This window comes from Paraniabella hibiscisoli (assembly GCF_022512515.1).
GTDB lineage: Bacteria > Bacteroidota > Bacteroidia > Chitinophagales > Chitinophagaceae > Niabella > Niabella hibiscisoli.
This window is the reverse complement of sequence record NZ_JAKWBK010000001.1, coordinates 4,239,469-4,252,605: the sequence shown is the minus strand read 5'-3', so window position 1 is coordinate 4,252,605 and position 13,137 is coordinate 4,239,469. Positions and strand designations below refer to the sequence as shown.

The window sequence follows — 13,137 nt, the reverse complement described above, 5'->3', positions numbered from 1 at the left end:
AGTTTCTGCGATGGAACCTTGTCAGCCCGTCTAATTGGCCAATTATAGCACTGTTTATATAGATTTTGCCAGCTCTGATTAAGCATCGTTTAAACCCTGTTCATAGCGAACTGGGATTATATTTTTGGTTTTACCAATCTTATATAATAAAGAGGCCCGGCGGTGTTGGGCTCTGTTGCCTGAAACTTAACCCGTATAAAGTCTTTCCCGTTCAACATAGCTGCTGGTATAACATACTCTACTTCTACCATATCAACACGATTCCACTTATCTTTTAGATTTTCAGTCAGTATTTTCTGATCGTCTATATAAATATCAAAAGTTCTGTTCCCGTTTTCAGCGCCCCAGTAACGAATCCTCAAAGCCAGGTTAGTTTCTTTAGCTGTAGCCAGGTTGTAACTGAAGTAACCTCCTGCAAGTGCTTCTCTAAACGCCTGGTTATGTGAATTTCCTTTGCGTGAGCGGTCGCTTTGCATTTGGTGATCTACTTCGGGCTGTTGCTCGCCAGGGGCTACAAAATCTACCGTTCTTTTTCCAGATCCAGCTTCTCTTTTTCAGCGTGCGCTATAGAATCTATGTAATTGTTGTATTGGGCAGGTGTTAAAGCCATCCAATACATCATATAACGCGTATCATGTATACGGAAGAAAGGCTCTAACACTAAGTCGGCGTTGTTAACGATGTTCAGGTTACGTGCAAACGTAAACTGCAGCGGCTTGCTTTTTACAGGAACCAGTTTTTGCGTTATATCTTCCTCTTATCTGAAATTAATACAGGTGCCTGATTCACGGGTAGTTTCTCACCATGAGCTATATGGCTCCATCTGCCATCATCAGCGATCAGTCCTCTGATATTTTTGTATCGGTTCGGGCACTTAATAAAATGGGGCCGTGCATGATGGCGACATACTCCGGCACATGAAGCATGGGTTCGATGATGGTACGCATGGGTAATTCGACCTGTATCACATCCCCTTTCTTCCAGGAACGATTAATGGCTATATAAGATGAAGGTTTTTGCTGATACGGAACCTGCTTACCATTAACCAGAATTTTTAAAGCGCCTTCCTTTACCCATGAAGGATAACGAACCATTAGCGTAAACCTGCCTGCACCACCGGTCACCGATAGTTTGGTTGTGGCTTCATCAGGAAATAAAGTTTCCTGTTTTAGCCTGATTCCCTTTTGCTTCCAGTTCAACTCAGAAGCAATAAATAAATTGAGGAATAAAGAATCTTTGCCATGTGTATATATCTGCTCTCCATATTTGCCGTGATTCTCCATCCCGCTTCCTACACAGCACCACATAGCTTCGTTAGGCGCTGAGTAAACCCTGTAATGGCGCGGACGTGCAGGTGTGAAATATACATACCCTCCATGCTGTGGATGTTGCGTTGACAGTACATGGTTGTACAGCGCTTTCTCATAAAAATCCATATACTTTGCCTCCGGGCGTAACCTGAAAAGCCCCTGTGACAGCTTTAGCATATTATAAGTATTACAGCTTTCCGGCCCTTCCACATCACTTATATAATCTCTGTAAAAAGGAACGCTAGGAAAAAACTCCCTGCGGCTATTGCCACCAAAAGCGAGGGAACGGGTACCGGTTACGGTCTCCCAAAAAAACTACCGGCCTGCTGATATTGCGGATCGCCTGATAATTCTCCAACACGCTCAAACCCAACAGCCTTGGGCACCTGTGTATTGGCGTGCTTATTATCCAGGTTATCGATACCTTTTGACAGTGGTTCTAAAAATTCTTTATGAGAAAAACTTTTAGCAGCGGTGAGATATTTCTCAGACCTGGTCATTTGATATGCGTCAGCCAACACCTCGTTCATACCACCATGTTCGTTGCCAAGCATACTGGCCATTTGTGCATCTGAAAGCCCGCTTGTAATATCAAGCGCCCAATCGCAAAAGGCCAGAAACAGCTTTCGCGCATCGTCACTTCCTCCATACATCCATCCATCTCTTAACCCTGCATACATTTTATGAACATTATACCAGGGAACCCAATACTTCCATATAGGAGCAATATCACCTGCTTTAATTTTGGGCCATAAGGCTTTTCCATCAGGTACAGCGCCAATATAACCCACTGCCCAATCGGGATATAGTTTACCATTCGCCTGCATACAAGCCTTAAGTTCAGCAATCATGTAGTCCATTCGCTTTTTGCACTCCGCATTACCGGTAGCTGCATAATTGATGGCCAGCGCCGTTAAATAATGCCCTCCTACATGACCATCCAAACCCTCCCAATTCGGATAGATCTCTGCCTTAGCTGACAGCCCGGCTTCTTTTCGATACCCCGCCAGTAACCTATCTACATCGTATTTTAAAAGCACCTCTATATTCAGGTCCTGCGCATGCTTAAAAATGCCGCTGGTTACTTTTACATCGTTTAAAGAAAAAGTATTGCCATAGAGCTTATCCTGTGAATGAACAGCACCGTAAGACATGAGGGCATATACACCGGCAAGAATGCATGCTTTCAAAGATGTTCTGTTCACTTTTCTTATACTTTCCTGTTCTTGTAAATACTTCATAATTTTTCATTTTCGTATGGGGTTGGTTATACCGTTTCCCATCAGCTACCGGTGCAATCAATTCACTTTATCAACCCCTGTATCTGTTTCTACGATTTTTTTATTGTTCCATCGTCATTGTAAAACAGGTAGTCAACTTTTACAGAACGCCTGTAACTTCCTCCGCCAGGCATTGATCCATCATGGTAAAAGAAATAGGACCTGCCCTTAAAATCGATTACTCCCGGGTGAGTCGTTGAGCTGTTTTTAACCGGGTCCTGGATTCGGCCCCGGAGGTCCAGGGTCCACTGATATCGGTGGCAGTAGCATAGTCAATACTGCTGAAAAGATTCTTTTTCTATAATGGTCAAAGCAACCCACAGCAAACGCAATTGACAAATACCCGGTAAAAATAGTTGTCAGTTTTACAATTATTCAGCTAATATACAAAAAATTACAATCGATTGCATTCAAAGAAAAATAATTGCTGCCCCTCCTACTTTTTATATATTTTATAACTGACTCCGGCACGGGTAGCCAAATCATACTCGTACACTTTGTTTAAACCGGTTCCCCTGAAAGATGCCTTCTCCGAAATTAACGGTTCAGCTATGGAGTATTTTGTAAATAACGTGTTAGGATTATTTCCTTTCGCTGGTTTCACATGGACAGCTTTCAATTCGTTGTAAGCGCGCAGACGCAGGTTACCTCCCAATTTCGACAAAACGGAAACTTCTATCACTTCCCCGTTTTTCCATTTTATAGCGAACTCATATCCGCCGCGGGCTACGATCCCGGATACGGAGCCATCTTTCCAGATATCGGGCACCGCAGGCAAGAGATGTACCGCTCCATCATGACTTTGCAAGATCATTTCAGCCAGGCCGGCGGTTAAGCCGAAATTACCATCAATCTGGAATGGAGGATGTGCCGTAAACATATTGGGATAAGTTCTTCCATCCTGATTATTTCCTCCTGCCAGGGTGAGCATATTGTTAACGATCGTGTAAGCATGATTACCATCTAATAAACGTGCCCAGAGATTTATTTTCCAGCCGATGGACCAGCCGGTGGCTTTATCTCCCCGGTAAATCAACGAGTTGCGGGCTGCTTCAAATAATTTTGGATGCGTATAGGAGATACCTGGTCGCCCGGGTATAATCCGTATAAATGAGATAGGTGACGGTGTTCATTCTTAGGATCGTCGTTATCTTCCAGCCACTCCTGTAGCTGTGTATACTTACCTATTTGCATGGGAGGCAGTTTTTTGGCCATATCTAAGAGTTTAGCACGGTAAGCCGTATCACCACCCAAAATTTTGTTGGCCTCCGCAGTTCGTGTTAAAATATCAAACACCAGCTGGTTATCCATCGTAGTTCCTGCCGAAAGCGGGCCCTGCTCAGGTGAAATCGAGGGCGATACCACCATCCATCCGGTTACCGGATGCTTAATCAAAGAGCTGAGGAAGAAATCGGCCGAACCTTTCATAGCAGGATAAACATCCGCTAAGTATTTCTTATCACCGGTGTATAAATAATGTTCCCATAGATGCTGGCTTACCCAGGCGCCACCGGTGGGCCACATTCCGGCGGCCGCAAAATCAATGGGACCTGTTACCCGCCAGATATCAGTGTTGTGATGAGCAGTCCAGCCGTCCGCTCCGTACATCAGTTTCGCCGTTTCCCGGCCTGACTGGCTCAATTCTTTCACCATCTGTATAAATGGCTGATGATTCTCTGACAAATTGGTGACCTCGGCTGGCCAGTAATTCATCTCTGCATTGATGTTGATGGTATATTTACTATCCCAGGGCGGATACATAGCATTACACCAGATGCCCTGTAAATTAGCAGCCTGTCCACCCGGTTGAGACGAGGAGATCAACAGGTAACGACCAAATTGGGCCAGCAATGTAACCAATGAAGGATCCTGTGTGTTACGGTAATTAATGATCCGTTGCGTAGTCGGCAATTTTGATGCTTCAATATTTTTTCCCAGGTCCAATTTAAAACGCCCAAATTGCTTACCATAAAACGCAGAATGCTCTTTGATGGCTGAAATATACTCTTTGGTCATCGCTGCCGAAAGGTAACCCGCTGCTTTTTTTCATAATCGGCCCCCACTGTTTTGTAGTCAATAAAGTTGGTACCGATAGATATATAAATCGTTGCTACGGTAGCGCCCGACACTGAAAGCGTACTGTCGGTAAAAGACACTTTACCCTCATTGGTTTTTACGGCCGAATGTGTCTGATATATTATTTTAGCCTCAACACCCTCGTGGTTGGCTCCCTTAGCTTCCATTACCAACACGTTGTTTTTAGCAGACACCTTAAACGATGCCGGTTTGGTATAGCTTAGGTCAAAATTCACTGCTCCTTTTTTGCTGGCGGTAATGTGCATAATGATTACATTATCTACAAAAGAAGAAAAGGTTTCACGCGTATAAGTTACACCATTTACTGTATAACGGGTTAGTGCCACAGCGCGGCTGATGTCCAGTTCGCGGTAATAAGCGTTATTATTTTCATGCCCGGGAAATTTAAGTATCACACTACCCGCGGTTTGATAGGGCATCCCGTGTGCTTTGGTAAAAAAGTTTCATTTACCAGTTTATCGGCCTCACGGGTTTTCCCTTCGAAAATCATTTTTTGAACCTCAGGTAATGCTGCCAGCGCCTTCGGATTGTCATTTCGGTGCGGCCCGCCACCCCAAATCGTTTCTTCATTCAATTGCAGCTCTTCCCGTTGAGGTATACCATATACCATAGCACCTAAACGAGAATTACCTAAAGGCAGTGCTTCAACCCAGGTTTTAGCGGGTTCATTATACCAAAGTTTCATATCCTGCCCTTTAGTTTCAGCAACAAAGAAAAGTAAGGCAAATAATAGTACCATAACCCACCAGCCTCTTTTAGCACTGACCTGTTTTGTAACGAATGAGATGGTTGTAACCTGAACCATAATAATATATTTTGTGTTTTAAATAAACCGGGAGCCAGCAATTTACTTTAATACAAAGCCTCCGGAAGCCTGCATCTCTACCTCCAATTCACCGTTTTTCTTTACACTTATTTCTTTTAGAAAAGTCATTTTTTCTTTATCATCGTTATACATACTTACTTTTCTGCCGGCAAACATGGGTAATTGTATCTTAATTTTTACGGGGTCTTTCTGCCCGTTTACTCCAGCAACATACCATTGATCATTATGTCGTCTTGCAATAACCGCATATTTGCCGGGATAGCCATCTATGTATACCGTTTCGTTCCATGTTGTGGGCACGGTTTTCATAAAATCAATCTCAAATGCCGCGACATCAGTGAGGTTGTTCGGTGTTAAGCCAAACATCTGTACAGGATTTTGGAACAGAACAGCTGTAGCTAACTGGAAGGCATCTGTGGTAAGGCGCTTATTACGTCCTTCGTTGCTTTTAACCAGGTACTTGTTTAATAAACTTCCGCCAAATTCCATACTCGCCACCGTATTGCGGATAAAAGGATGAAGGGAGGCATTATAGGCCTCTGCTTCACGTATGCCCTGAGAAAAGATGAGCATTTCAGATGCAACTACCGCTTCAGCACCGACAAAATTGGGATACATTCTTTCCCAGCCCCGGGGTAATGTAGAGCCATGAAAAATGATCATCAATCCATAATCATTTGCGTCAGATAATATATCTTCATAAAGGCGCATTGTTTCCTGTTTATCGCCGCCAAGGAAATCTACCTTCAAACCTTTTACTCCGGCGTCTTTCAGCCATTTCATTTCATGCTTACGGGCGATTGAGGTATTCATTTTATTTTTAGGTCCCTGTGGCGCATCGTTAAAGGAGCCATTTGAGTTATACCATAAAAAAACATCCACTTTTTTTGAGTGGGCATATTTTATCAGCTCTTTCATGCGTTCTTTACCAATATTGCTATCCCAGAAAGCATCCATCAATATATACTCGTAACCGAGAGCAGCGGCCAGATCAATATATTTCACCTGGTCATTATAGTTCATACTGGCATCCTGCCAAACAATCCAGCTCCAGGTTGATTTTCCCATTTTATACCGCAGGGAAGGCTCGTATAAGGGATCAACCACATCGTAAGGTATGGTTGTTTCCACAATAGGTTTAAGATTGCTGCCTACTGTAATGGTTCTCCAGGGCGTGACACCTGGCAAACTGATAGCCGCACCTGTACTACCAAAACCATTATTCTGTTTTGCATTAGGATAAAGGATGGTATATAAACCATCTTTAGTACCATCGCTTAAGTGCGAGGCGCAATACAAGCTGCTTACACCAGTTTCTGAGAGCAATACCCAGCCATCTGCTCCGATACGAAATAAGCCGGGAAATACATAGCCATCGTTGTTACGTGTAGCTTTGCCTAAAGGCCCGTCAGCTTCATAACTACTTTCGTAACTGGGTGCCGTACGTGCAAAACCGGTCATAGAGCCCATCATAGCGGAAAGAAATGTGGTGGTATACGCCGGAAATTTATACCCTGTAGTTTCAGACTCTATTACACAGCTCTGGCGGTCTTTCCAAACCGGCAGCTCGTATCTGAATGCAATATCATTATTGCTAACCTGGAAAACAATATTTACTTTTTGCTGTTTTGCATTTTCTATTGAATAAACCAGTTTATTGGCCTGATACCGAATATGTGATTTCTTGATGCGGTCCTGAGTATAATTTTTATCAACTACTCCCTCTTCCTTGCTTAAGTATTTTATGCCACCAGAAAAATCGCCTTCATTGGTTTTAAATCCAAGCGGAGAATTCTCCAACATAACTTTTCCTTTGTAAGCTACCGCATACTCGGCCCTGCCATTATTTAGGGTTACATTTACACTTAATTGCTTGTCGGGGCTCAATACCGTTATGTCCTGTGCCCAACTATTTGCTGATAGCAAACCCAAAGCGGCTGATAAAATAAAACACTTCATTCTTAGTACTTTGTTTAAAAAATGGTGCTCGTTAAACAAGATTTGACCGCACCAAAATCTCCAATAGAATTATGACATAATGAAAAAAATTTTTGTATGACAATTTTTTCCATAATTCACCGGGTTATAATAAAATTTTAATAATCCAACACTATACTTTCTTTGCAGTACACCAAAAGTCATCTACACTTATATAACTGCCTAATGATTTGGTTTCATAATTGAATATAGCAACCTCACTTCCCACAAAAAGCGTTCTGTACTCCAATACATAAACTCATCTAAAAAAGTTGGTATATCTTAAAACAGATAAACAGCATGCCGCCTAATTTTAGCGACTACTACTTTTACGACAACTATGGCTGAATATCATTACCGGTAGTAGCGTATAAGCCAATTAAAGCGCCGGTAAATCCTCCGGCCACATTGGTGGAAAGAATATCGCCCGACACAGGATCGCCAACGCTGTGAAAGCTGGTTCCGTCTGTTGAGTAGCTAAAAGTATAGTCATCCTGCTGCGAAGCAGACACCTTCAATTGATAGGTTTCCTTACGTCAACTTTTGTGCTGGCGATTATTGTTGACGGTACGATGCTACCCTGGCGGGGAGGTCCGGCCTGTCTTTCTCTTGCATTTTTGGCAAGTACCAGGTAATAATCATTTTCTTTTTTAGTAATGCCGAATACATAATTAAATGCTTCGCCCTGGTAGCAAACGATCCCTGCCAGGTCTTTGCCCGATCCCGGTACATAATTCATAGTTACTGCAGCTTCAAAGCTCGCGTGCTGTTGCCTGTGGAATAATGCCGACACCGGGGCTATCGCTTTAATATTGGCTTCAAATGGTTGAATGCGCACACCTCCTTTGGGAACAGTAGTAATAAATTCTTCACGTGGACCTCTCATCGCAATCCACCTGTAATCCAGGTTAGATGCCGTAAAATTATCGTTATAAGTAAAATTGCCCGAAGGAAAGAAACCATTCTTACCGGTTTGATTGGCTACGCCTTTCGGAAGTTTCAGTTTCGGTTTCAAAGGAACCAGTCCGTTTTGATAAACAGGAAAAGTGCCCGACCAATCTACCGGGATAAGAAATGTTTCCCTGCCTGTATTTACACGGTCTTTGGCATTGGGTCGGATACCCAAAAATACAGCGTAATACTTACCGTCTTTTCCTTCTACCAGATCAGCGTGGCCTGCCCAGTCCACTTTTTCTTTCCTGTCTTTGGGGAAATATCTTTGCGTCAGGATAGGGTTAACAGGCGCGGGCACAAATGGGCCCTTAGGATTATCGCTCATAAATATCACCTCGCTGTGCCAGTCGCCAGTTCCGCCTTCTGCACACATGAGATAGTATTTACCATCTTTTTATACATATGAGGTGCTTCTATCCAGATAGGTTTTTGCGAAATATCTACACCCCCATCTACCAGCACCACATCTGTACCCGGAATTACTTCATCTTTCTCAAGATCATACTCCCATTGTCTTATAATACGATGCCCATTATACAAAATCTTCGAGCGATCGGCATGTTCATCATTATGAACAACATAAGCCTTACCATTATCATCGAAGAAAAGAGAAGGATCTATTCCCGGGAAATTCAACTTCTTTACCTCTCCCCATCCCTTAAATGGGTCTTTCGTTTTTACAACCATATTACCAATTCCGCCGGCGATTTGCGTGGTGATCATATAAAAAGTTTCATTGGCTTTATTGTACTTGATAGAAGGCGCATAAATGCCAGCCGAAATACCTGCTTTTTCCACCTTCAATTGAGAAGGCCGATCCAGTACGTGTCCGATCTGCTTCCAGTTTACCAAATCAGTTGAGTGAAAAATAGGAACACCCGGGAACATTGAAAAAGAGGAAGCTACCAGAAAGTAATCATCGCCCCTTCGAACCATGCTGGGATCGGGGTAACATCCCTGAAGAACAGGATTGTAAAACTCATCTTCTTTCAACGGATTGTTGATGTAAACAGCATCATTTCCTGTGTAAGAAAACTGAGTAAAAACAGGAGCATTCGTACCCACTGCAGCCTGCACGCTTTTCTTCTTTTGTGCGGTTGCGTTAAACGACAGCATTAGCAAAGCTGTTACTGCCAGCGATTGTAATTGCGAAAAACCAAACTTTAGCATTATACTCTTTTTATATTTTTAAATTTACAGGACGCTATTTTGTGTGGATAATCTGGTATTTGCCACTTAAATGCATCAGGCAAAACAAATACAGCAAACCATCATAATAGGCGTCGTAATAGCCATCTTCAAAAGGCTCGAGTTTTGCATTCCATAATTTATGAACGAAGTCGAGACTATTGTTGTTATTGTTCATGAGTGATGCCGATGCCGCAGTAGCGATCAAGCCTATGGAGTGTCTCAGTTTTTTTACAGGACCAGCCTGCAAGATAAAATCGGGACGGCTGCCATCTAACTCAAACTGGTCATAGAAATTATCGATACCCCTGGATCTTAAAAAGTTCTGAAATCGTTGCGCATAGCCGCGCTGCCATTCCCTGTCTTTACCGTACCACACATAATCCATTGCAATATTCATAGGTACGCGCCAGGAGTCATATCTGAAAGCCGCAGGCATCCATCTTGTAGAATGAGGAGCGCCGCTAAACTCAGCATAGTCGGGATTGAGCCCGGTTACAGGATGAGTAGTGCGTTTAAAAAAGCTCTTGATGTGTCTGCGCAGGCGCGATAGAAATCTTCATGCCCATCCTTTGCATACTGTGCCCATACTTCGTAAAACGCAGGTAAATGATAAGAAGGATCCGTCCAGTTATAGTTATTGCCTTCCGGCACAAAGCTGATCTGTTTATGTTCGGTGTTAATCAGGTTATATATGTTACCTGTGCCGTCTTTTTCCACATTTCATCTAATATAAAACGGGCTTCCTGGTAATAATCAATACCGGTACTATTACCCCATCTATTAGAAGCAAACAATAAAGCCGTTATAAAGTAAAATTCTCCATCGGAAGCTGATCCCGGTGAATTAGGCTTATTGGTTTTAGGGTTAATGCTCCAGGCGAAATATCCTTTACGTGGGCCTTCCTGGTGCTGCGCATATTTCTTCGACCATCGCCAAATACGGTCAAACACCTCTTTTTTATTCAGCTGAACGGCCACCATCATCCCATACGATAACCCTTCGGTCCTCGCATCGCGGTTCTTCACATCCGATACATAAGCCAAAGAGTCTTCCACTTCGAAATAAATTCCGTTGGGGCTTTCGAAAAGATCGCTGTATGCTTTGGAAACTTTAGCATCAATATCTTTCTGCTGGTATCCGACCTCTATAAACAGATTCCGGTATTTACCGGTTAAAATAGCCGCGTCTTTCGCTGGCTTAGCGCCTGTTTGCGCCCACGAAACCGGTGAGCCGAATATTACCCATAACAGAAAGCTATATACTCTTTTCATACCTGAACTGTTAATCGTTAGTTTAATTGGTAAATAAATTCAAATCAATTGCCTCACCCATTTTCTTATATCCAGCCTGGTTAGGGTGCAACCAATCTCCATTGTGCCAGTCAGAGCCTATTTTCTGAGTTTCATTTGTATCCCGCATGATCTTGTCAAAATCAATAACTGTGTCAAATTTATCGGTAGTACGAATCCATTTATTGACGATATCCCGCGCCTGTTGACGGTATGGAGCATCGTAAAAGACTTCTCAAAAGGCAGTATCGTACAGCCGTATACTTTTATTCCTCTGGCATGTGCTTTATCGGCCATCAAACTATATGCTTCAATTAATTCCTGCGCCACTTTGGGCGCTTGTTCCGCATTTCGAATACCACCTATATCATTAATACCTTCGAGTATTAACAGCCATTTTACACCGGTTTGCGAAAGTATATCCCTGTCAAAGCGGCTCAGGGCCGTAGGTCCTAATCCCCCTCGTAGAACACAGTTACCTCCGATACCCAGGTTCAGCATGCCTACCCCTTTTGTAGCTGTATTATGCAACAATCTTTCTGATAAGATATCAGTCCACCTGTTTTGCATATTCGTTCCGGAACCCCGGCCATCTGTTATGGAGTTTCCCAAAGCAGCTATGGCAAAAGACTTTGCATCAGCCTCTACATCTATGCTGTTAATAACGTACCAGTGGTCGGTTGTTACCGCATTAGCGAAATCGGCAGATCCTATCTGGTTACCTGTAAGTATATAGGATGTGGTTCTTGAACCCGGATGGCCTGTAGTACCGGGCGATGTATCTCCAAAATATATTGTAATGGCGAGCTTTGACCCTGGGGCCAATTTAAAAGTCAACGGGTCTGAGTAAACCTCGCCGGACGGCTGCATGGTAACCGATTCTGTTGCATTAAATTTCAATATCTTCTGCGTGGATGCATCAATTAAACTGCCTTCTTTTGCTACGGCAATTGCAACAGTTTTCATTGTTACCGGCTCTTTACTAAAGGCATTGGAAAAACGAAGGCGCAAACGCTCGCCGCCAATAGAGACCCGTACTATCTGCCTGATCGTGTTATTATCAAGGCCTGGCTTTGGCGGCATATTGTTGGGTTCTACGAGCTGCGGTGCCGTAGCCCAGGTACCTGCCCATTTTTTCGGCTCATTATTCTTAGAAGAGCTGTATTGCCTGCTGTTGCTGCAGGATGCCAACAGGCAATAGGCAATCAGTAATACGAAAGAACCTGTTAGTATTTCTTTTCTTTTTTGCGCATTCCTTCTATATTACTCAACAGTAATCTTTTTACCTAACAATGCCAGCATGGTTGCCGCATACCTCCGGCCCAACTTTCTGTATCCGGCAGCGCTAAAATGTAACCTGTCTTTTACTCCTTCGCATCCAACAGAAGAAATCACATGAGCATTAGGAATAACCTGCGGCAAAGTGGAGATGATTTTGTTCATACTTGCGCAGGCGCCATTCTGATCTTCAGATACAAGATGACCAGCCAGCAAGGGTACTGACCCAGGTTTCAAGTCCAAATCCTGCAACAGGTTATCGTAAACAGCTTTAACCTTTTTTGTCCATAAGGTATCGCCGGTGTTGGATTCTCCCTGGTGTAATAATATACCTTTTATCACTCCTGATTTTTGTGCTATGCGTGCCATGTCAACCAGCCTTTTATAAGGATTGCCACTATAGGCTCTAACGGTATTCTTCAACCAATCCGGAGAGTCATCAACATAAGATTGAAAATTATCTTTTTCGAACAACTCTATTTTGCAGCCGCCTACCGAAATGTTAATTACCCCCACAATTATATTTTCCGGCAGGTTTTCAAGCATAGTTCTTCCAAAATAGTCGACCGGCGTAAGACCCGTATTACAGCGCACCAAGGGAGGTAAAGCGGTATACCAATTGCCCTGTTGCCTGCCACGATTGTCGCAATCTACTGCAGCCAACACTTTGAACCGGTCGCTCACACCAATGCTATCTTCGGCCTGTGGCCTTGCGTGTCCTTCCATATTCGACTGCGAGACACAAATAGATGTGAAAATTTTTATCCTGGGCAGTTAAAAAATTCACTGTCATCTGTAGCATAAACAGGAATATCCATCTGTTGTACTTTTTAAAGAGCGTAGTCATTATGTTTAGTTAAATAGTAGCTGAGAAAAATTATACAAACTATTACACCAGACAGGCCAGGTATGTTCCAGCTTGTGTAATCTTTCAG

The 13,137-nt window shown here is 43.1% G+C and carries 16 protein-coding genes and 3 pseudogenes; all 19 read right to left on the bottom strand.

Features of this window, described 5'->3' with window-relative positions:
- Positions 1-116: 116 nt before the first annotated feature.
- The 19 genes and pseudogenes from MKP07_RS26170 to MKP07_RS26110 all read right to left on the bottom strand — a co-directional run bounded on the left by MKP07_RS26170 (position 117) and on the right by MKP07_RS26110 (position 12,928).
- Positions 117-476 (bottom strand): DUF6805 domain-containing protein, encoded by a 360-nt coding sequence (locus MKP07_RS26170; RefSeq protein ID WP_240850188.1) that lies wholly within the window; start codon positions 474-476, stop codon positions 117-119.
- A gap of 44 nt (positions 477-520) precedes the next feature.
- Positions 521-748, bottom strand: coding sequence for a DUF4986 domain-containing protein (locus MKP07_RS39650; protein ID WP_317236111.1), 228 nt, complete (start codon positions 746-748; stop codon positions 521-523).
- Positions 745-813, bottom strand: coding sequence for a hypothetical protein (locus tag MKP07_RS43005; RefSeq protein ID WP_394803701.1), 69 nt, complete (start codon positions 811-813; stop codon positions 745-747). Before MKP07_RS43005 ends, MKP07_RS39650 begins: the two co-directional genes overlap by 4 nt.
- Before the next feature lie 26 nt (positions 814-839).
- A complete protein-coding gene (locus tag MKP07_RS43000) occupies positions 840-1,283 on the bottom strand; it encodes a hypothetical protein (RefSeq protein ID WP_394803700.1) in 444 nt (147 codons plus the stop codon).
- 33 nt (positions 1,284-1,316) lie between these two features.
- Positions 1,317-2,464 (bottom strand): annotated as a pseudogene (locus MKP07_RS26160) (beta-L-arabinofuranosidase domain-containing protein); the annotation flags it as partial.
- A gap of 562 nt (positions 2,465-3,026) precedes the next feature.
- Positions 3,027-3,404, bottom strand: a complete 378-nt coding sequence (locus MKP07_RS42995; protein ID WP_394803699.1) for a glycoside hydrolase family 95-like protein — start codon at positions 3,402-3,404, stop codon at positions 3,027-3,029.
- Positions 3,405-3,458: 54 nt separating this feature from the next.
- Positions 3,459-4,606 (bottom strand): annotated as a pseudogene (locus tag MKP07_RS26150) (glycosyl hydrolase family 95 catalytic domain-containing protein); the annotation flags it as partial.
- Complete coding sequence (locus MKP07_RS26145) at positions 4,603-5,106, bottom strand: glycoside hydrolase family 95 protein (RefSeq protein ID WP_262919487.1); 504 nt, start codon at positions 5,104-5,106, stop codon at positions 4,603-4,605. The pseudogene MKP07_RS26150 and the gene MKP07_RS26145, both read right to left, overlap by 4 nt.
- Positions 5,079-5,492, bottom strand: coding sequence for a glycoside hydrolase family 95 protein (locus MKP07_RS42990; protein WP_262919486.1), 414 nt, complete (start codon positions 5,490-5,492; stop codon positions 5,079-5,081). The genes MKP07_RS26145 and MKP07_RS42990 overlap by 28 nt, the downstream gene beginning before the upstream one ends.
- A gap of 42 nt (positions 5,493-5,534) precedes the next feature.
- The gene (locus MKP07_RS26140; RefSeq protein WP_240850182.1) at positions 5,535-7,472 is read right to left on the bottom strand and encodes a glycoside hydrolase family 97 protein; all 1,938 of its coding nucleotides are present in this window, start codon (positions 7,470-7,472) and stop codon (positions 5,535-5,537) included.
- A 356-nt stretch (positions 7,473-7,828) separates the two neighbouring features.
- Entirely contained in the window at positions 7,829-8,002 is a 174-nt protein-coding gene (locus MKP07_RS39640) for a beta-xylosidase family glycoside hydrolase (protein WP_317236110.1), read from the bottom strand.
- 2 nt (positions 8,003-8,004) lie between these two features.
- Positions 8,005-8,505: a beta-xylosidase family glycoside hydrolase gene (locus MKP07_RS39635; protein WP_262919939.1), complete on the bottom strand. Its 501-nt coding sequence runs from the start codon at positions 8,503-8,505 to the stop codon at positions 8,005-8,007.
- A 90-nt stretch (positions 8,506-8,595) separates the two neighbouring features.
- A pseudogene (locus MKP07_RS39630) lies at positions 8,596-9,380 on the bottom strand (family 43 glycosylhydrolase); the annotation flags it as partial.
- A gap of 268 nt (positions 9,381-9,648) precedes the next feature.
- A complete protein-coding gene (locus MKP07_RS26130; RefSeq protein ID WP_240850180.1) occupies positions 9,649-10,071 on the bottom strand; it encodes a hypothetical protein in 423 nt (140 codons plus the stop codon).
- Between the two features lie 56 nt (positions 10,072-10,127).
- Complete coding sequence (locus MKP07_RS26125) at positions 10,128-10,352, bottom strand: hypothetical protein (RefSeq protein WP_240850179.1); 225 nt, start codon at positions 10,350-10,352, stop codon at positions 10,128-10,130.
- Positions 10,316-10,906, bottom strand: coding sequence for a glycosyl hydrolase family 8 (locus MKP07_RS26120; RefSeq protein ID WP_240850177.1), 591 nt, complete (start codon positions 10,904-10,906; stop codon positions 10,316-10,318). Before MKP07_RS26120 ends, MKP07_RS26125 begins: the two co-directional genes overlap by 37 nt.
- Before the next feature lie 22 nt (positions 10,907-10,928).
- Positions 10,929-11,102 carry an SGNH/GDSL hydrolase family protein gene (locus MKP07_RS42985; RefSeq protein ID WP_394803698.1) on the bottom strand — a complete coding sequence of 58 codons (174 nt, stop codon included), beginning with the start codon at positions 11,100-11,102 and terminating at the stop codon, positions 10,929-10,931.
- Positions 11,024-12,115 carry a GDSL-type esterase/lipase family protein gene (locus tag MKP07_RS26115; protein ID WP_240850175.1) on the bottom strand — a complete coding sequence of 364 codons (1,092 nt, stop codon included), beginning with the start codon at positions 12,113-12,115 and terminating at the stop codon, positions 11,024-11,026. Before MKP07_RS26115 ends, MKP07_RS42985 begins: the two co-directional genes overlap by 79 nt.
- A gap of 72 nt (positions 12,116-12,187) precedes the next feature.
- Entirely contained in the window at positions 12,188-12,928 is a 741-nt protein-coding gene (locus tag MKP07_RS26110) for a sialate O-acetylesterase (protein ID WP_240850173.1), read from the bottom strand.
- Positions 12,929-13,137: the final 209 nt, after the last annotated feature.

Coding starts and splice junctions, on each gene's coding strand:
- MKP07_RS26170 (WP_240850188.1), bottom strand. CDS start 476: ATGCAAAGCGACCGCTCACGCAAAGGAAATTCACATAACCAGGCGTTT.
- MKP07_RS43000 (WP_394803700.1), bottom strand. CDS start 1,283: ATGGAGAATCACGGCAAATATGGAGAGCAGATATATACACATGGCAAA.
- MKP07_RS42995 (WP_394803699.1), bottom strand. CDS start 3,404: ATGATCTTGCAAAGTCATGATGGAGCGGTACATCTCTTGCCTGCGGTG.
- MKP07_RS26145 (WP_262919487.1), bottom strand. CDS start 5,106: ATGCCCTATCAAACCGCGGGTAGTGTGATACTTAAATTTCCCGGGCAT.
- MKP07_RS42990 (WP_262919486.1), bottom strand. CDS start 5,492: ATGGTTCAGGTTACAACCATCTCATTCGTTACAAAACAGGTCAGTGCT.
- MKP07_RS26140 (WP_240850182.1), bottom strand. CDS start 7,472: ATGAAGTGTTTTATTTTATCAGCCGCTTTGGGTTTGCTATCAGCAAAT.
- MKP07_RS26130 (WP_240850180.1), bottom strand. CDS start 10,071: ATGCCTGCGGCTTTCAGATATGACTCCTGGCGCGTACCTATGAATATT.
- MKP07_RS26120 (WP_240850177.1), bottom strand. CDS start 10,906: ATGAAAAGAGTATATAGCTTTCTGTTATGGGTAATATTCGGCTCACCG.
- MKP07_RS26110 (WP_240850173.1), bottom strand. CDS start 12,928: ATGGAAGGACACGCAAGGCCACAGGCCGAAGATAGCATTGGTGTGAGC.